This window comes from Microbacterium sp. NPDC086615 (genome assembly GCF_040686055.1).
Classification (GTDB): Bacteria; Actinomycetota; Actinomycetes; order Actinomycetales; family Microbacteriaceae; genus Microbacterium.
Genome location: NZ_JBFBJJ010000013.1, coordinates 1 through 18,686, shown reverse-complemented (window position 1 = coordinate 18,686; position 18,686 = coordinate 1). Strand labels below are relative to the sequence as shown.

Sequence of the window (18,686 nt, the reverse complement as noted above, 5' to 3'; positions counted from 1 at the left end):
GATTCGTGACGTGTCGGGCTCACGTGTGATCCACCGCGCGTCAGAATGATCGGACGCGGTTTGTGGTGGATATGCCGTGGGGGCGACCTGTTCGCAGATCGATCCCTGAGATGGTGCGAGCGTTGATCCGCACCCCCTGCCCGAAGGCATGACGCACGGCGCGCGTGAACGCACACCCGGTCAATGATACGTGGTGTTCGGGGGTGCGGGCAAACGTGAGGCGATCTCGCAGCACACGGTGCGCGACCGTCCGCGTGATCGCTGCGTTCAGCGGACGAGCGCGATGAAAACGGCCAGGCCTCCCGCGATCACGGCGACGGTCGCTCCGCCGATGACGAGCGGTGCGAGGGCGCCGCGACGCGAGGATCGGGCGCGCACGCGCGCGGGATCGCGCTCGGGGCCGCCCCTCGGCGCGGGCGCGCTGCGCGGCACGCGAACGGCGTCGTCGATGCGAGGCCGGTACGTCTCGGCGGTGTCGGGGTCGGGGACGCGTGCGGGTCGCGGAGCACCGTGCGCATCATCGACCGCGGGCGCGGGTGCAGAAGCATCTCGTGAGGGAAGCGCGTCGCGTGATCCCCGGGACCCCGGCGCCGTCTGGTCATCGTGCTGCACGGTCCGCGACGAGCGCGCCGTCTCGTCGACCTCGGTGCGGAGTGGCGGCGCGGTGTCGTCGTCCGCCGACGTTCCGCGCGCGGAGCGGACGGTGTCGTCGACGAACGTGCGGGAACCGGGTGCGGTGTCATCGTTCACCTCCGCCGCGACGGGCTGCTCCTCACCGCCTCCGGCGTGGTCCGCGCGAACGGTGTCGTCGTCTCCGCGGCGTCGGGTGACCAGGGTGTCGTCGTCGACGGCTCCGGAACGGCGACGACGGGCGACGACCGTCTCGTCGGCGTCATCTTCCCCGGAGTCGACGGGCGCCGTCGGCCAGGGCCGGAGTCGGCCCGCCCAGAGCGTGACCTCGTCCGGGTCGTCCGGTTTGTCGTAGGGGCCGCTCACGCGTCCCTCCGGGACAGCCGCACCTCCGCGTCACCCAGGAAGAACCGTTCGCCGGCTTCGATCTCCTCCCCCGGAGGCGCCTCGATCTCGGTGCCCATCAGGGTGGCGAACAGGACCCCGTTCGTCGAGTCCAGGTCGGTGACGAACCACGTGTCCCCGCGGAGCTGGAGTCGCGCGTGGGTTTTGGACACCGTGCGCGTCTCATCGGTGATCGCCACGAGCTGCGCGTCGGGGAATGCGGTGTCGGCGGCGGGGCGGCGGCCCACGATGACCACGGACGACGTGAGGTCGATCGGGTCGCCGCTCGGCGGGACGAGCGCCCACGGGATCCGGCGTCGACGAGCCACGACCGTGCGATCCAGGGCGTCGAGGTCGTCGTCGCCGACCGGGTCGGCGGCGAACTCCGGCTGCGTGTACAGCGCGGCGACCGAGGTTCGCGCGGAGCGGGGGGCTCCGGCATCCGGAGCACCGGAGACCGCCGAGACCGCCTCGGACAGCTCGGGGAACTCGTCCGGGGTCGCCTCGGCGTCGGAGGCGGGCGCCTCGGACTCCGGCGACGCCTCGGGGGCCGGCGGCGCCTCGGGGGCGGGACGCGTGAGGGGAGAATCCGACACCGGGGTATCGACGACCTCTGCCCGGCGCGGCGGCGCCCACGGCTCCGGCTGCGGGAACGTCTGCGCGGCGCGCGGCGCGGGCTCGACCTCGGACTCCGTCGGCGCGGGGGGCACCGCGGCGGCGCCCCGCCCGCGGAAGGGCAGACCCGGGGTCAGGGGGACCGTGGGCTGGAAGCCGTTGTCGTCGGGGTCGGACGAGGCGGGCGCCGCATCGGCGGTGCTGCGACGCGGAGCGGGCTCGCTCGCGTCGGCGCGAAGGGCATCGAGGACGTCGAACACGGACGTCGGGGGCGCGGCATCCGGAGCACGGTCCTGCGCGCGGGACGAGGCGGGGCGCTCGGACAGCGGGGCTTCGTCGTCCCGGCGGGACGGCGCCCAATCCACGGCCGAGGGCACGGCGTCCGACAGGGAGCCGGAGGGGGCGGCGAAGGGGAGCACGACGGGCTCGGAGCGGGGTGAGTCGCCGTCGGTGGCCGTGGCGGGCGGCTCGGGCGTCCAGCCCCCGACGAGGGGCACGTAGGGACCGGCGAAGTCCTGGCCGCGTCGCGACGGGGCGGAGTTCTCGTCGATCGCGGACGAGCAGATCGCCTCGTGCCCGTACCAGCGCGCGGAGCCGAACCCGAGAACACTCGCCCACACGACCTGCACGAGAACGCCGAGCACGGTCGTCCCGGCCCCGCGGTCGAATCCGACGCTGATGCGGTGCACCGCGACGATGAAGACGATCACGAACGCGATCCCGCCGAACAGCGGCACGAGGTTCAGGAGGACGAGCCAGGGCGAGAAGCCGCCGAGCTTCAGGATCGTGGCGAGGTTCACCAGCGGGACCCAGGCCTTCCACGACGGCTCGCCGGTCTTGGCGAACATCGCCGACAGCGCCAGGGCATACCAGACGTAGACGATGACGAACAGGACGGCGGTGGACAGCCCGAGGATGGCGCCGGTGGAATCGTTCATGTCGTGTCGCGCCGCCGTGGGGCGGGGCGCTTCCCCCTCTCGTCGCGGTGCGGCGGCCGTCGGCGCGTGGGGCGCGGGGCGAGGAACCGCAGGAACGATCTCAACGATACGGCCGCGAGCAGCCGCCGCCATCCGCCGCGCTGACGCGTGAGCGCGCGGCGTTCGGCGTCGACGATCCTCCAGAACGCCGTGGCCTCGTCGGCCGTGACGGTCCGGGACGAGAAGACCGCGCGGTCGGCCTCGTCCGCGAGACGTTCGCCCCCGGCCGTGCCCCACGCCGAGATGAGCTCTCGGCGGGTGGATGCCGGCGGGAGTTCGCGACCCGCGTCCACACCGGCATCGACGTACTCGTCCCACCCGCCGGCGATCGCCGCTCGCGGGTCGGGATCGCGACGGCGGCCGCGACGACGGATCACCTTCGCGATCACCACCGCGAGGAACGGGCCGAACAGCACCAGGACGACGAGAAGCGAAAGCCCGGTGACCCGCAGGATCGGCCACAGCCAGGCGAGATCGAGACCGTCGTCCGCACGGTTCTCATCGTTGAGGGTGTTGTCCTCCTGCAACGGAGCCGGCGGAACGACATCGTCGACCGTGTCGGGGCGCACCTCGGTCACGTTCTCGGGGTCGCGCTGCTCGGTGACCTCGAGGCTCGGCGATTGCTCCCGCTGCGGGGTGACGTCGATCGCCGCCCACTGTCCGTCAGTGCCCTGCACCTCGGTCCACGCGCTGAGGTCTTCGGCGCGACATGTTCCGGCGTCGCACGTCGGGAGCGCGGGATCGGCGGACGCCAGGCGCGCGCCGACCACGACGCGCGCGGGGAAACCCAGCTCGTGGGCGATCAGGGCGACGGCGACGGCGAACTGCTCGTCGTCGCCGACGGCGGCGACATAGTTTCCGGATGCCGTGGCCCGAGGGTCGTCCTCCCGATCGAGCAGGCGCTGGAACATCGTCTCGATGCGGGCCAGGGAATGGCCGGACGCGCTCGGCTGCACCTGATAGCCCGAGAGATCGGCCGCCCATTTCGGGGGTGCGGAGCCGGGGGCCGGTGCCAGTCCGTGGCTGAGGTACCCGCGCTCCCGCAGGAGCTGCACGAGGGAAGCGAGAGCCGTCCCACCGCCGCCGGTCGCGTGCTCGTCGACCCACCGGCGGAGGTTCTCGCCGCCCGAGACACCGCCGGGAGCACCGGGAGGGGTGAGGCTCGCGATGTCGGCCGCAGCCGTCTCGGTCCCCGTCACCCGGTAGCGGTCGCCCGGCTCGAGCCCGCCGTCGGCGATCTGCACGCCCGCCTCTGCGGCGGAACTGTAGTAGAACCGGTCGGCCAGCTGGTTCGCCCGGTCGCCGACGAAGGTGGCTTGGACGAGGCTTCCCGCCGTCGGCATCCAGATTCCGCCGAGGTCGCCGATCTCGATCTCGGCGTCGATCGGACGCCCCTCCCCCGACGGCAGTCGCGACGGGACGCGGACGAAGCGCCCCTCGCCCGTGCCCGAGGAGCGGAAGATCTCTCCGTCGTAGGAGTCGAGGGTGGCGACGCGGATGCGGTCGGGCAGGGCACCGTCGCCGCTCACCTGGAACAGCACGTCGTCGACGCGGGCGTCCGAGAACATCGCCCGGTACGAGGACAGCGGACTCACCGCCTCCGCGATCTGCCGCTCCGGACCCGTGGCCGACCGCAGCACGCGCCGGTCGGCGTCGGCAGCCGCCCACGGGACCACGGCGACGGTCGCGAGAGCGGCGACGAGGATCATGCTCGCTCCGGTGAGGGCGCGACGCCGACCCGTCCGGGATCGCCGTGTGCTCGGCGCGACCGTCGCCAGGGCGGTGGCGCGACGGAGTGACCGGACTCGCTCGTCGTGGGCCCGCCACGCGAGCCAGAGCACCGCGGAGAGCAGCGCCGCCAGCCCCACCGCGGTCTCGATCGGCGCGGGGAGCGACAGCGGACCCCAGACGAGCGGGGAGCTCGGGGACGTCCGGCCGAAGAACAGACCGAACCCGGTCATGAGCAACCCGCTCACGACGGCGGCCGTCGATCGCCGATCGGCCCGCACGGCGAGGGAGAGCGTGAGCACCGTGCCGACGAGGAAGACCACGAGGGCGGGAACGAGCAGGTTGCGGTAGTCGCCCACCGGGAGGTCGACGGTGACCAGGTCCTTCCAGGCCACGAGGACGCCCGCGGATGCCTCGCCGATGCCCCGCAGGATCTCGAGCGGCCCCCCGAGCCGCGACGGGACGGCGAGCGGCACGCACAGCACGAGGAACGCGACGACCGTCGCGGCCGCCGTGATCCACCCACCGCCTCGGCGCCAGGTCACGAGCGCGACGATCACCGCCGCCGCGAAGGCGGACACGACCACGAGCACGAGGAAGGACCGCGAGGCGTAGACCGGCCAGGCGGCGACAGCGGCGAGCGCGACCGTCACGAGCGTGTAGAGCGCGGCGGCGACGACGCGCCCCGGATGCCGGGCGGCGGTCACGAGGTCGCTCCCCGCACGAGGAGACCTGCGAGATCGTCGAGGGTGCCGATGGTCAGGACGGTCAGGCCGGCGATGCTCTGCATGCGCGGGTGCGCACGCTCGTCGCACACGACGGCCGCGACCGCGGTGTCGGCGGGGAAGGCCAGCGCGGCCTGACGCAGGTGCGCGACGGGAACCCGGGAGCCGACGACGACGAATGCGATCGAAAGACGCTCGTTCGATTCGGATGCCAGGCGGCAGACGTCGGAGACCGGCATGGTGTTGTCATAGCGCTCGAGGGCGCTGAATCCGTCGAGCATCTGTCGCGGAGTGATCGTCGGCACGTGACGGATCGCGCGCAGACGGCCCTTGACGACGCGCGGGATCTCGGAGCCCGTGACGATGTCGATGTCGCGGGCGTCGCGGACGGCGCGGAGCCCGAGCGACGCCGCGGCGGCCACGGCGAGCTCGTACTCGTCGGCGTCGAGGTACTCCTGCGAGGCGGCTCCGAGAACGACGGCCATGCGGGAGCGGCGCGATTCCTCGTACTGACGGACCATCAGTCGGCCGGTCTTGGCCGTGGACTTCCAGTGGACCTGCCGCTGCGAGTCGCCCGGCGCGTACTCGCGGATGGCGTGGAACGACATGTCGGCGTCGACGAGGCGACGGGTCGCGTTGCCCTCGAGGTCGCGCACGAGACCGGCGCTCGTGGAGGGAAGGGCGACCGTGCGGGGGTGGACGAACAACTCGTGCGCGTCGTCGAAGTCGTGCTCTCGGCGCAGGAGCCCGACGGGATCGCTGCGGACGGTCGTGACCGGACCGACACGGACGATGCCGCGCGGCAGCGGCGGGATCTCGAGCGCCTCGGTGACGCTCTGCCCCGGACGAAGGAGCGGGACCCCGAACTCCACGAGGCCCTGCCCGACGGGGATGTCGAGGCGCCCGGGGAGCGCCACACGCGAGCTCTCGTTGTGCACGACGATCTCGCCCGTCACACCGTGACCGGCCACGACGCGCTCACGCGCGAGGGTCAGATCGACGGCGTAGGCGCGGGCACCGAAGAGGAAGGGCACGCTCATGAGCAGCAGAAGGAGTGCGGCGCTGCCGGCGACCATCCACTCGACCCAACCGAAGACGACGCCGAGCAGCAGGCCCCCCGTCGCGGCGAGCGTCACGACGGCGCCCGCCGGGCGCACGGTGCGCCCCGCCCATCGCGTCGCCGTGACGGCGGCATCCGTCGTGACGCGCCACGCCTCGGCGACGCGCACGACGGCGCGCACGATCCGCCGCTCGCGCCGCGTCGAGGTGGACGTGATCGAGGTGCGCGAGCCGGTGACGGCCGTGCCGGCGGACGTGCGCGTCAACCGCGACTCGGTGAGGTTCACCTCCGGCATGGGCGAATTCCCCTCGCAACGGAGGTCATCGCGCGCGCTCGCTCTCGCGCTGCGTGGGCGGTGCGACGTCGAGGAGCACCTGCCCGATGACCGCCTCCGCGGTCACCCCGTCGAACTCGGCCTCGGGGTGCAGGATGAGCCGGTGCGAGAGCACCGCCACGGCGAGCGCCTTCACATCGTCGGGGGTCGCGTACGTGCGGCCCTGCGCGGCGGCGCGGGTACGGGTGGCCCGGGTGAGGGCCAACGCCCCGCGAATGCTGACGCCGAGGCGCACCTCGTCGGCGGAGCGCGTGGCATCCACGAGCCGGGCGATGTAGTCGAGGACGAGGGCGTCCACGTACACGGTGGCCGCGAGGTCGGCCATTCCGACGAGAGCCTGCGGGGTGACGATCGGGCGGAGGTCGGCCGTCGAGACGGCCGCTCCGTCGAGGATGCGCACGGTGGCGGCGTGATCGGGGTAACCGAGCGAGGTCCGTAGGAGGAAGCGGTCGAGCTGCGCCTCGGGGAGGCGATAGGTGCCCGCCTGCTCGACGGGGTTCTGCGTCGCGAGGACGAGGAAGGGCACGCCGACCTCGCGCGAGACGCCGTCGATGGTGACGCGCCCCTCTTCCATGACCTCGAGCAGGGCCGACTGCGTCTTCGGACTCGCCCGGTTGATCTCGTCGGCGAGCACGATGTTGGCGAAGACGGGCCCGGCGTGGAACTCGAATCGTCCCGTCTTCTGGTCGTACACCGTGATGCCGGTGATGTCGCCCGGCAGCAGGTCGGGCGTGAACTGGATGCGGGTGTTCGTCCCCTGCACCGACTGGGCGACCGCGCGCGCGAGCGAGGTCTTCCCGGTACCCGGCACGTCCTCGAGGAGGACATGCCCGTCGCTCAGCATCGCGGTCAGCACGAGCTCGACCACGTGCCTCTTACCGAGCACGGCGCGCTCGACGTTGTCGGCGATCTGCGAGAACGTCTGCGCGAACCAGGTCGCCTGTTCCTGGGTGATCGTCATGTCGGTGGGTCTCTCTCTGGGGGATGGATGCCGGGGGTGGGGCTACGCGGGGGTCGAGGCTTCGCGGGTCAGGGCTTGGCGGGTCAGGGCTTCGTCGGGTCAGGGCTTAGTCGGGTCAGGGCTTCGTGGGCGTTCCGGGCGAGCACGAGCCCGACACGGTGAGCGTCGCCGCGTCGAGTCCCCACCCCTGGGCGGACCAGTCGACGGTGACGACGACATTCTCGACGCGCTCCGCGCCCACGGGGACGCGATCGCTGCCTTCGGCGCGGGGCACGACCGCGCCCTTCGCGTCGCGGAACACCGCCTGAGAGGTGTCGACATCCAACGATGCCTTGTCGTTGCTGGAGCTGCGTGAGATGTCGAGCTCGTCGCCGGCGACGCACGAACGCACGTAGGCGGAAGCCTGCACCTGATAGGGCGCGCTGCCCTCGGCGGGAGCGACGCGACCCGTCTCGGACTTCGTGCCCCACAACTCGTGCTCGAAGTAGACGCCGATACCCGGGTCGCTGTCGAAGACCGTCGACCTGTTGTTCTCGAAATTCGTGTACACGGGCACGTTGTTGCGCGGAGGCTTGCTACCGGCCTGGATCGTTTCGTCGATCCGCCAGCGCGCGATGGCGCGACCGCCATCACGATCGAGAATCGGCTCCGCGTCGACGCGGAACGTGTACCCCTGCGGCGCCGCGCGATCCTGATCGACCCGCTTCGTGTCGGTCACGGGGGCGGCCGAGCCGTACGTCTTGCCCTGGTAGACCGAGTCGACGCAGGCGGTGAAGGTGTACTCCTCGCCGTCCTTCTTGCCGGGGAACTCACGGCGTGCGCCGTCATCGCCCGTCCGGCAGTTCGTCCCCTCGACGATGCCGAAGCGCAGCTCGGAATCAGTGCCGTTCGGATCGGCGGTCGCTTGGGCCACGATCGTCGCCGACCCGTCGGACGCCGTGCGCGAGGTGAGGGTCAACGCGAGCCCGGTCGGTTTGCCCACGCCGTGGGCGCGGAAGGTCAGGACGCCGCCCTCGACCGAGCCGCCGAGGCCGGCGGGGACGTCGAAGCGCGACAGCGGCGTGACGCGGACTTCCGTCGACGCGTTGCTGCCGACGCGGAAGCCCTTGATCGGCACGTCCTGCTGGTTGCGCCCGACCGAGACGGTCTGCGTCTCGCCCGTGCTGCTCCGGATCTGGAGAGACCCCGTCTCGGCGGCATCCACTCCTCGCACGAGGAGGTCGACGACGTTGCCGGCCCCGTCGTCCGTGACGGTCGGGGTCCAGTCGACGCTGTCGGGCCGCGGCGGCGGGTCGTACGCCCACGCGGTCGTGCGCACCGATCCGCGGGACTCGCCCACGTCGTTGACGGCCGTGACGACGTACTCGCGCTGGTCGCCGTTCGGCGCGGCGATGGTGGGGCAGCCGCCGTCCGGCGCGCAGCGGGCGACGATGTCGCCGCGGTATCGCACCACGAAGCCGGTGAGCCCGGGGTATGCGCGCCGCGCCTCACCCGCGTCGACGCGGAGCGTGAGCGAGCCGTCGGCGTACGCGGACTGGCGGACGCTCGCCGGAGTGCGCGGGTAGCCCTGGAGGTCGAGCACGACGCGCGCGTCGCGGGGACCCGCGGTGCTACGCCCCTGAGCGTCGCGCAGGGTCACGCTGGCCGCACAGGTCGCGCCGGGGGCGTCGCCGGTCCAGGATGCCGCGATGCTCGTCGCCGAAGCCACCGCGAAGCTCACGCCCGTGCAGGTTCCCGTCGACCGGACGCCGACGACCTCGAGCGGTGTGCGTGGGAGCGGGTTGACCTCTCCGTCGGCGCCGACCACCTCGATCGTGCACGAAGAACCGTCGGCCTGCGAGCACTGGCGGGAGGTCGTGCCACCCTGCGGGAGGGTCGACGGAGCTGAACCCACGCGCAGGAGGAGACGGGCGGGAGCCACCGCGTTGTGACTCGTCACCGTGATGATCGCCGCGTTCTCGGTTCCCGGAACGGCACGGTCGGCACCGGTCACGGTGACGGTCGAGCCGTCGAGCGTGACGGACGAGAACGCCGACCCCGAGTACTCGAGCACGTAGCGGATGCTGTTCCAGTCCTCGCGGCCCAGCTGCCACGAGGTCATGTTGCGCAGGTCGAAGGTCGCGGTCTCGCCCGGCCCGACCGTGAGCGAGCCGGGGCGGAGCTCGGGCTGCGGGTCGCGCGCCACGATGCCGATCGGGACGGAGAGGAGCGTCCACTCCTGCGTCCCCGCGATGCGCACCGGAACGATGCAGGCATCGGCCCACGGTGACCCGGTCCCGGCTTCGTAGGTCACCCGGGAGCCCGACACCGTGCACCGCGCCTCGGCGCGCGCGCCGGTCGTGGTGGCCTCGGTGCCGACCTCGAGGGTGGCGCGCCGAGGAAGGGCGACGAGGGATGCCATGTCGAAGTCGACCGACGACAGCTCGTCGACGCGCTGCGCCGAGTTGGGACGCAGGGCGAGCGTCACGTCGTCGTCACCGGGGACGCGGAGGAAAGCGTAGGTCGTGACCTCGGAGCCGCCGACCGTGCCCGTGACCGCGAAGGGGATGATGCGGCGCGTCGCCGGCAGATCCCCCGAGATGCGACGCCCTTCGACGCGGACGTCGGACGGATTCCCCCACAGCGAGACCCTCAGGTCGCTCACGTCGCCGCCCGACCACGTGGCGCGACCGGCGAGAACGTCGACCCCTGTCGTGAAGTCTTCGCGGTCCTCGAGGGTGAGCGCCGTGTCGGCCACGACCGGATAGTCGGGCACGCTCTCGCGAACGACCTTGACGACGATGAGTCCTCGCCCGGTGTTCCCGGAATCGGATGCCACGTCGTAGAGGAACGACATCGTCGCGGGGGCGTCTCCCGCGCGGATCACCACCCCGGTGTCGGTGACCGACTCGACCCGCTCGGCCAGGCGCGCGTACTCGGGGTTGTCCTCGCCGTCGACGAGTTTCTCGGGGAGGTCGGGACGCACACCGGTGAGCGTCAGACGACCCTGCGTGGGATCGATGTCGTTCGCGAGCGGGCTCACGCGAAGCCGGCTGTCTGCGCCCGCCTGCACCTGGACGTAGTCGGTGAAGGTGATGGGGCTCGGGTTCGCCTCGGCGTCCAGGACGCCGATGCGCACGGTGCCCTCGCCCGTGGCGCCGGCAGTGTCGGAGACGCGGTAGCGGAACGACACCTGGCCGCGATCCCCGGGGACGGACGCGTAGACGATGGAGAGGCCGTCGGGAGAGATCGACGCGGTCCCGCGATCGGGCTGGCTGACGATCCGGTCGAGCATCACCGCGTCGCCGTCGGGGTCGACCCCGAAGCCGGAGAACGGGATGGTCGTCGTCCCGCCGCTCAGCACCCGACCCTGCAGGGTGTCCGGCACCGGCGCCCGATTCGCGTCGTTACCGAGGACGGTGATGTGCACCGTCGCCTCGTCCCACAGCGAGGGCGCGCCGGTGGTGTACACCCGGTACGTCACCTCGTACGAGCCGGGAGTGGTCGGCGCGAGGTAGCGGAGCACCCCGCCCGAGGCGAAGGCGAGCGCGTCGCTCGCGGGTTGCGCGCTCACGCTCGCCGGGTCGAGGGTGGGTCGTCCACCGGCCGGCGACACGTCGTTGTCGAGCACGGGGATGTCGACCTGGGCACCGGCCCGGACGGTCACGGTGTCATCGACCGCGATGGGGGCGATCTCGGGCGCCGGCGGCAGCAGGTAGACGGTCGCCTCCCCGCTGACGCGGGCCCCCTCGTCGTCGGTGCCGTCGCTCACGCTGTAGGTGACGGTGCCGAGGAGACCGGCCTCGCCCGTGGCGGTGCTCCCCGAGACGCGGAGATCGTTCTGGCCGACCGTGTCGACGCTGAGCGAGGCACCGTCCTCGGCCACGGCGACGACATCGCTCAGCAGGAGGACGCGTCCCGTCGGATTCGACACCGCCGAGAACACGTCGAGGGTGGCGTCCTCCTGCGGGCGCACGAACGCGACGACGGGAGCGGTCGACAGCTGCGCCGGGGCGTCCGCGGCCAGCAGGGTGATGCGGGCGGTGCCCGTGGCATCCCGTCCCCCGTCGGAGACCGTGAAATCGACCCGGTACACGCCCGGTTGCGACGCGGTGAAGTCGAAGGTCGTGCTGCCGCCGATAACACCCGCGGTGGCCGCGGCCTCGTCGAGGATCCGGACCGAGCTGAGCGAGACGGCCCCCGCGGTCCCGGTCACGTGCGGGCCGACATCGACCGTGAGGCTCGACCCCACCGTGTCGACGACGGCGAAGGACTGCACGGCGAGGCCGGGGTCAGGGGCGACACGGATCAGCAGCGGCTTCGTCGCCACGGCTCCCCGGGTGTCGGCGACGGTGACGTCGAGCTGGATCGTCTGCTCGCCGCCGGAGCCGTCGTCGGCGTGCTGGTAGACGACCTCGCCCGCCGGGGTCGAGGTGACACTGCCGACTCCGCCCGGGTTGTCGACCGACAGCAGCAGCAGCGGGTCACCGTCGGGATCGACCCATCCGGGGAGGACGGGGACCGTGATCGTGCCGCCGCGCGCGACCTCCGGGGTGGGCCAGGGCTGAAGACACTTCTCGACACCGCACCACACGGGGGCGGCGTTCGCCGCTTCGGCCGAGACGGTCAGCGTGACGGTGGTGGGGGCGGATGTCAGCCCGTCGGGCGTCGTGCCGTCGGTCACCGCGTACGAGAACGTCGCCGTGCCGGTCGCCTCGGGGCGCACGCGCACCGCGAGGCGCTGATCGTCGTCGGTGAGACTGAGCTCACCGAAGCCGGGATCGAGACCTGTGACGCTCTCGCCGACGATGCTCAGCACGTCTTCGTTGGGGTCGTGGTCGTTCAGCAGGACCGGAAGGGTGACGAGGCGGCCCGCCCGCACGCCGAACGCGTCCGGCTCCGCGATCGGGGGCTTGGGGTCGAGAACGACGCTGAGCTGCTCATCGCTCTGGACCGCGGCTTGCTCCGTCCTGTCGTCGAGGCTCCAGTTCTGACTCGACGCGACGAGCGTCCCGTTCGGGACGGTCCACACCCAGCCGCTGCGCGTCTCGTTCAGGATCACGGCGTGGTCGGTCGCGACGAACACCGGACGACGCTGATCGGGAAGCGTTCCCCCCGCGTAATCGAGCGGCGTCTCGCCCGCGTCGGAACGCCAGAGCGTTCCGCCGGCCTCGCCGGGGAGCAGCCACGCCGCGTACGCGACGCCCCCGTGCGAGATCGGCTTGGCGGGCTGCCCGAGAACGGTGCCCCCGCCGCCCACCTCGCGGTTCGGTCCGGAACCGTCGACGGGAATCGCCCACAGCGACTGCTCGTCGGCGAGGTAGACCGCGCTGCCCGCGGAATCGGGAGAGCTGACGACGGCCTGGTCGACCACGGCGACATCGACCGGGTCGGCCCCGCGCACCCACACGCGCCCCGCGTCGCCGTCGACGAGAACCCAGGTGTCTCCGGCCGCCGAGAGGAGCGGGGTGGACACCTCGGCGGCGAGCGCATCGCGCGCGCGCACCTCGTCGGCGGCGATGTCGTAGCGGATGACGGAACCGTCCGCCGAGGAGTACGCGAAGAGCATTCCGCGGTCGTCGAGGGCGATGGCATCCGCGGTGTACGACGGGGAGTCGCCGCCGGTCGAGCCGAACGGATCGAGTTCGGATGCCGCCTGCCCGGCCTCGCTCAGCCGGCCGGTGAACAGCGTGCCGGTGTCGGTGCGGTACACGACGAAATCGCCCGCCGTGACCACCGAGGTCGTGCCCGCGGGGGTGTCGGGGGCGGACGAGAGCTGCTCCTCCTGCAGGTCGACCGGCTGGGCCTCGTCGATGCGCGAGAGCTTGCTGTAGCTGTCGGTGAACAGGTACGCGCCGTCCGCGCTCTGCGCGACCTCGCTGGGATTGCCTGCCGACCGCACGGTGTCGAGCTCGCCCACCGAGGTGTTGACCCGGGCGTAGCGCTGGCCCTCGCCGGTCTGCAGAGCCCAGACCGAGGTGTCGACCTCGGGGGTCTCTTGCGCGTCGAGGCCGGGCCAGACGACGCTGGCCGTGATCACGAGAGCCGCAGCCGCGAGCGTGGAGGCGAGACCGACGACCGTACGTCGCCGCATCACAGCACCCCCGTGGCGTACAGCGCGGCGACGACCACGGCGCCCGCGGCGACGACCGTCGCTCCGGCGAGCGCCCAGGGCAGGACGCGGTGCGACGCCGGCCCGGGAGCCGAGATGTCGGTGTCTTCGTCGCGGGCGAGGCCCGTCACCCCGGAGCGGTCGCGGAGTTTGCGCGCGCCCTCGCGCTCGATGTGCGAGCGCGTGGGCCCACGCAGCGCCGTGTCGGAGAAGTCGACCACCCCGGCCGACGGCGACCAGGCGGCGCTGGGCACCTCGAGAGGGGTCGCGGCGAGGCCGAGCTCGGTCTGCACGTGCTGCAGGTCTTCGCCGAGAGCGCGCGCGCTCGGATGCCGGTCCTGCGGGTTCCGTGACATCGCGCGGGCGAGCGCGGCCTGGAGGGACGGCGGCACGTCGGAGCGGGATATCTCGGTGTACGACGCGCGCGCGATGCGGCGCCGCAGCTGCTCGCGCGAGTTCTGCCCGCGCTCACGACGCTCGAAGGGACTGTGCCCGGCCAGGAGCGAGTAGACGGTCGCCCCGAGACTCCACACCTCGCTCGAGACGGTGCCGGCGGTCTGTTCGGCGATCACCTCGGGGGCGCTCCACGGAACCGACATCGCGAGCATCTCGTCGGCGTCCTGGCGCACCAGCGACGACGAGATCCCGAAGTCGGCGAGGACGGGCGCCCCGAAGGTCGTGACGAGGATGTTGCTCGGCTTCACGTCGCGATGCACCAGACCCGCGTGATGAGCCGACTCGAGGGCTCCGGCCATGCGCACGCCGATGGCGAGGACCTCGGGCACGGGGATCCGTTCGACCCGGTAGCGCTGGGCGAGCGATCCCGGGCAGTACTCCATGACGATGTAGGGCCGGCCGTCGGCGGAGATCCCGGCCTGGTACACGGTGACGATCGAGGGGTGCGCCGAGAGGTGCGCGAGCACGTCGGCCTCGGCGTTGAACATGCGGCGGAGATCGGGATCGCGCACGTCGCTCGGGAGGACCTTGACCGCCACCTCGCGACGCGGCATGTCCTGCCCGTAGAGGAAGACGTCGGCGAAGCCCCCGGAGCCGAGCGGACGGATGTACGCGAGCCCGGGCAGGATCGGCGGCGACGAGGGGAGGCGCTGCGGCATGGTGCCCCCTCCCGGACGACGCGCCCGCGTCTGGCCGGGCGGACAACCCGGCAATGCTAACAAAGGCGCCTCCGGGATCCCGGGGGCTGTGGACAAGCTCAGGATGCCGCGTCGCCGGGGTCGCGCGGATCGAACGGCGCATCGAGGGAACGCGTCAGTTCGTCGAGCATCGCCGCCACCTGCGGCTCCACGTATTCGGCGATCGCACCCTGGATGCGCAGGCGGTGGTGCAGCAGGATCGTGCACACCTCGCGGCCGATCATGTTCGCGTAATCGTCGGCGAGACCGACCTCCTGACGCAGCGCCGCCTTCGCGGCATCCGACAGCGGAGGGAGGGCGGGGATCACCGCGTCTTCTTCGGCGGCCAGGCCGGTGAGGGTGAAGAGGAACGGCGCTCCGGGCTCGGGCTCGGGGTCGAGCGGCAACCCCTCGAACTCGGGTTCGAGCCCTTCCGCCGGACGGTACGAGCGACGGCGGTTGCGTTCGGCCTGCTGGTCCAGTTCGGCCTGCAGCATCGGGAGGTTGCGTGCGGTGTACTCGGCAACGGCGTGATCGACGATCGTCTTCACGCGGGTGGACAGACCGTGCTGGACGCCGTGGGGGACGTCGGAACCGAGACCCGCCGCGGAGAGGACCGGGGATCCGAAGCACCGACGACACGGCGCGATGCGGCCGCGGTGGTTCGCGGGCTCCCACCGGGGCAGCCATTTCAGCCAGGCGTCCACCGCCTGGCCTACCTGGGTCTCGAGCGACCGCTCCACACTCCTACGCTAGACCGACACGCCCGGGCAGCGGGGATCATCGTGTCTCCCGCGCGTCACACCCGCGCCCCTGGCGACGATCAGGGGGTGTCGTCGTCTTCGTCCTCCCAGGTCCACCGCGGGCGCTCGGTCCGCACGCGCACGAGGAACACTCCGAACACCGCCGCCAGCAGCGCAGCGGCCGCGAGCACGGCCCCGGGCCAGCCGAGGGCGACGGTCCCGGCCGCGGCGACCGCCCGCGCGGGGTCCGCCCCGCTGAACAGGCCTCCCACGACGATCCCGGCGAGCTCCCCCACGTAGGCACCGAGAGCGCACGGAACCGCGGTGAGATACCCGGGCGGCTCCGCTCGGAGCCCCCAGAGCAGGATGCCGGCGAAAAGCGCGGTCGCGACCACGAGGCCGATGACCCCGGGGATCGGGCCGAGACCCGTCACAGGGATGACGTCGCGATCGAGAACGAGGCTGGCGACCCCGAGTCCACCGATCCCGAGAGCGACGAACGTCACGGTCGCGAAAACGACAGCGACCGGCGGGGTCACCCCCGCCGGTCGCGGCGCGTCGGTCATGGCATCCCGCCTCAGACGACGGACACCTGCGGGCCCGCTTCGAGGGTGCGCTCGTACTCGCGCTGCGCCTCGTCGTTCAGCTCGGTCACGCGCCGGCCGCGACGCGCGACCCACGCGCCGAACCAGATCGTCAGCTCGCGCCCGAGGACGAATGCGACGATCGCAAGCGGAGCGAGGACGTTGTCGCCGAGGAGGTCGACGCCCTCTCGGGCGGTGAGCATCCAGAACGGCGCGGCGAAGAGGGCACCGAGGAGATGCCCGCCCCAGGCGATCACGCCCACGACGAGGCCCCAGACCACCCAGTGGCCCCACCGGCCGCGGTTGATGAGGGCCCCGAGGAACCAGAAGCCCAGGTAGAAAGCCACGGTCGGCACCCAGAGACCCCACGTGGCGAGGGCGCCGAGAGCGGCATTCGCGAGCCCGGACACCTCGAGATCGCCCGTCAGCAGACGCAGACCGAGGGTCGCCGCAAGGTAGAGGACGGCGAAGCAGAGCGCGGCGAGCAGACCGATCGCGCCGGCCGCGCCGCGGTTGCCGCGCGGACGCGGGGCTTCGGGGGCCTGGACGAAGATCGGCTGCGCGGCGTTCGCGTACGCGGTCGGGGAGGCCGTCGTGGGAGCGTCCGTCGATCGTGTGTCGTAAGCGGTGGTGGACGCCACCGGAGTCGAGGACGCTCCGGCCGCCGCGGCACCTGCGGCGACGGCTCCCCCGGCAGCCGCGGCCCCGGCGGTGTCGCCGTAGGCGTCGTAGCGTTGCGTGGACGCGTCGGTCGTCGCCGCGGCGGGCGCCGCCTCGGGCTCCGCCGAAGCCGCGTACGCGGCCCAGCGGGCGTCTTCGTCATCGAGGTCGGTCGTGGTCGTGGGGGCGACCGGCGACGCGTCGTGAACGGTCGCCGTGGTCGTCTCGGTCGCCGCGGGCGTCGACGACACGTGCTGGTCGCGCTCACGCTCGTCCCAGGCGGCGGCAGCCTCGGCGGGGTCGACGGCATCGCGCTGGGCGGCCTCGGCGTCGGCCAGGCCCTCGTGCGCGCGCCCGACCACGTCGTGCGCCTCGTCTTTGGGCTCGTCGACGGGGTCACCGTACGACTGGGGGTCGCTCATCGGGGTCTCCTCACGCGCGCAAGTATCTGCGGCGTCAGGCTAACCCGCGCTCGTCGCCGTACGGCGCAGGCGTGCCGTCGTGTGTCGGTCTCGACCGTGTCGGTGGCGGCATCTAGGGTGACTTCATGGCCCGTCGCGTGTTTCGTCCGACCGGCGCAGCCGTGTTCGCGGTCGCGGCGGTGCTCGCCCTGAGCGCGTGCGCGCCGGACGACGGCGGCTCAGCCGCACCGACGGCACCGGCGGCGGAGTCGCCCGCCTCCCCGACGGCGACACCCATCCCCACGATCACCCCGACCGTCGCCCCCGCGGCCATCCCCACAGACTGCCGCGCGATGCTCTCGGCCGACGTCCTGGCCCAGTTGGCATCCGTCCCACTGAATGACCCGTCGGTCGGTGCCTCCGGGCCGCAGCCCGACGGCTCGCTCATCTGCATCTGGCGCGATCCCGGCGCCGACACGACGGGCCTCGAAACGCGTATCACCCGCGTCGACCGCGGCCCCGCCCTCGACATGCTGAACGACCTCGTCGCCACGCAGGGCTTCAGCTGCTACACGCCCGACGACGGCACGCGGTGCGAGAAGACGTGGATCAACGACACCTACCCGGTCAACGACGGTCGCACGCTCTTCTGGCGCGACGACGTCCTGATCGACACGCAGTACTCCAACCTCGCGCCGACGGGTTACACCGCGAGCATCATCGCGTCGATCTTCGGCTGATCGCTCACTCGGCGAAGGCTCGGGATGCCACCGTCTCGGCGTACCCGTCCGGCATCCAGTTCGTGAGGGTCGACGACACCCACCGATCGCCGCGGATGTCATGCACCTCGACGACACCGCCCGCCGCGCGCTCGCAGTGGACCGTGTCGCCGGAGACCTGGCATCCGAATCCCTGCGACGACAGGGTCGCCTGAACAGCCGAGGCCCCCTCGGGGGTGACGGTCGACACCGTGGTCTCCATCGATCGACCCGCCGTCCCCCGCCAGTGACAGGTCACGACCACGGTCGCCCCCGACGCCGCGACGGCCTCGGGGGTCGACGCCGCCGGGGTCCGACGCTGCGTCAGGAGATTGTTGCGCGACCAGACCAGCGACGACCAGAGGTCCGCCGTGTAGAGCTCGCGACAGGTCGACGCCGGAGTCGGAGCCGGCTCCGGCGTGGCCGTGGGAGCGGACCGGGCCGCGCGGAGCGTGTCACCGACGAAGATCACGGATGCCGGGATGCCGGGGACCGCGAGAACGACCAGGACGGCGACCACCACGGTGCAGATGATTCCCACCGGCCACGCGATCCACACGTTCCGGCCACCGACTCGCGCCATCCGTTCCTCCCCGTCCACGGTAGGCGCACTCCCCCGACGCATCCGGCCTCCGACACGCCGCGGACGCCACACGTCGCGCGTTCGAAACGGCGCGGACACGACGAAGGCCCCCGGCATGAGGCGGTTTCTAGGGGTCGTCGCAACACCAACTGAACTAAACGAGTTCTAGCAGACGCTGGGCTGGGGTGTCCCAGCCCAGCGTTTTGCGTGGGCGGCCGTTGAGCTTCTGGGCGACGTGCTCGAGGTCTTCCGGACCGTAGACGGACAGGTCGGTGCCTTTCGGGAAGTACTGCCGGAGCAGGCCGTTGGTGTTCTCGTT

Annotated in this window: 12 protein-coding genes and 1 pseudogene; 1 reads left to right on the top strand and 12 read right to left on the bottom strand. The window is 72.2% G+C overall.

Going from position 1 to position 18,686, the window contains the following annotated elements; all coding sequences use genetic code 11:
• Positions 1-267 precede the first annotated feature (267 nt).
• The 10 genes from AB0O24_RS13390 to AB0O24_RS13345 all read right to left on the bottom strand — a co-directional run bounded on the left by AB0O24_RS13390 (position 268) and on the right by AB0O24_RS13345 (position 17,047).
• Positions 268-996 (bottom strand): hypothetical protein, encoded by a 729-nt coding sequence (locus tag AB0O24_RS13390; protein WP_363375512.1) that lies wholly within the window; start codon positions 994-996, stop codon positions 268-270.
• Complete coding sequence (locus AB0O24_RS13385) at positions 993-2,567, bottom strand: DUF5684 domain-containing protein (RefSeq protein ID WP_363375509.1); 1,575 nt, start codon at positions 2,565-2,567, stop codon at positions 993-995. The genes AB0O24_RS13390 and AB0O24_RS13385 overlap by 4 nt, the downstream gene beginning before the upstream one ends.
• A complete protein-coding gene (locus AB0O24_RS13380; RefSeq protein ID WP_363375507.1) occupies positions 2,564-5,041 on the bottom strand; it encodes a transglutaminaseTgpA domain-containing protein in 2,478 nt (825 codons plus the stop codon). The genes AB0O24_RS13385 and AB0O24_RS13380 overlap by 4 nt, the downstream gene beginning before the upstream one ends.
• Positions 5,038-6,414 (bottom strand): DUF58 domain-containing protein, encoded by a 1,377-nt coding sequence (locus AB0O24_RS13375; RefSeq protein WP_363375504.1) that lies wholly within the window; start codon positions 6,412-6,414, stop codon positions 5,038-5,040. Before AB0O24_RS13375 ends, AB0O24_RS13380 begins: the two co-directional genes overlap by 4 nt.
• 25 nt (positions 6,415-6,439) lie before the next feature.
• The gene (locus tag AB0O24_RS13370; RefSeq protein ID WP_058595432.1) at positions 6,440-7,414 is read right to left on the bottom strand and encodes a MoxR family ATPase; all 975 of its coding nucleotides are present in this window, start codon (positions 7,412-7,414) and stop codon (positions 6,440-6,442) included.
• Between the two features lie 115 nt (positions 7,415-7,529).
• On the bottom strand, positions 7,530-13,487 hold the full coding sequence (locus AB0O24_RS13365; RefSeq protein ID WP_363375502.1) for an Ig-like domain-containing protein: 5,958 nt from the start codon (positions 13,485-13,487) through the stop codon (positions 7,530-7,532).
• Positions 13,487-14,620 carry a serine/threonine-protein kinase gene (locus AB0O24_RS13360; RefSeq protein WP_363375499.1) on the bottom strand — a complete coding sequence of 378 codons (1,134 nt, stop codon included), beginning with the start codon at positions 14,618-14,620 and terminating at the stop codon, positions 13,487-13,489. The genes AB0O24_RS13365 and AB0O24_RS13360 overlap by 1 nt, the downstream gene beginning before the upstream one ends.
• 98 nt (positions 14,621-14,718) lie before the next feature.
• A complete protein-coding gene (locus AB0O24_RS13355; protein ID WP_058596744.1) occupies positions 14,719-15,381 on the bottom strand; it encodes a hypothetical protein in 663 nt (220 codons plus the stop codon).
• An 80-nt stretch (positions 15,382-15,461) separates the two neighbouring features.
• Positions 15,462-15,947 (bottom strand): hypothetical protein, encoded by a 486-nt coding sequence (locus AB0O24_RS13350; RefSeq protein ID WP_363375496.1) that lies wholly within the window; start codon positions 15,945-15,947, stop codon positions 15,462-15,464.
• 11 nt (positions 15,948-15,958) lie between these two features.
• Positions 15,959-17,047 carry an ABC transporter gene (locus tag AB0O24_RS13345; protein WP_363375494.1) on the bottom strand — a complete coding sequence of 363 codons (1,089 nt, stop codon included), beginning with the start codon at positions 17,045-17,047 and terminating at the stop codon, positions 15,959-15,961.
• Between the two features lie 125 nt (positions 17,048-17,172).
• Between AB0O24_RS13345 and AB0O24_RS13340 the strand changes: the two genes are divergently transcribed.
• A complete protein-coding gene (locus AB0O24_RS13340; RefSeq protein ID WP_363375492.1) occupies positions 17,173-17,766 on the top strand; it encodes a hypothetical protein in 594 nt (197 codons plus the stop codon).
• 4 nt (positions 17,767-17,770) lie between these two features.
• Here AB0O24_RS13340 and AB0O24_RS13335 read toward each other — a convergent pair whose 3' ends face one another.
• A complete protein-coding gene (locus AB0O24_RS13335; protein WP_363375490.1) occupies positions 17,771-18,367 on the bottom strand; it encodes a hypothetical protein in 597 nt (198 codons plus the stop codon).
• Positions 18,368-18,536: 169 nt separating this feature from the next.
• A pseudogene (locus tag AB0O24_RS13330) lies at positions 18,537-18,686 on the bottom strand (IS30 family transposase); the annotation flags it as partial.

Coding starts and splice junctions, on each gene's coding strand:
- AB0O24_RS13335 (WP_363375490.1), bottom strand. CDS start 18,367: ATGGCGCGAGTCGGTGGCCGGAACGTGTGGATCGCGTGGCCGGTGGGA.
- AB0O24_RS13365 (WP_363375502.1), bottom strand. CDS start 13,487: ATGCGGCGACGTACGGTCGTCGGTCTCGCCTCCACGCTCGCGGCTGCG.
- AB0O24_RS13370 (WP_058595432.1), bottom strand. CDS start 7,414: ATGACGATCACCCAGGAACAGGCGACCTGGTTCGCGCAGACGTTCTCG.
- AB0O24_RS13360 (WP_363375499.1), bottom strand. CDS start 14,620: ATGCCGCAGCGCCTCCCCTCGTCGCCGCCGATCCTGCCCGGGCTCGCG.
- AB0O24_RS13385 (WP_363375509.1), bottom strand. CDS start 2,567: ATGAACGATTCCACCGGCGCCATCCTCGGGCTGTCCACCGCCGTCCTG.
- AB0O24_RS13340 (WP_363375492.1), top strand. CDS start 17,173: ATGGCCCGTCGCGTGTTTCGTCCGACCGGCGCAGCCGTGTTCGCGGTC.
- AB0O24_RS13345 (WP_363375494.1), bottom strand. CDS start 17,047: ATGAGCGACCCCCAGTCGTACGGTGACCCCGTCGACGAGCCCAAAGAC.
- AB0O24_RS13375 (WP_363375504.1), bottom strand. CDS start 6,414: ATGCCGGAGGTGAACCTCACCGAGTCGCGGTTGACGCGCACGTCCGCC.
- AB0O24_RS13350 (WP_363375496.1), bottom strand. CDS start 15,947: ATGACCGACGCGCCGCGACCGGCGGGGGTGACCCCGCCGGTCGCTGTC.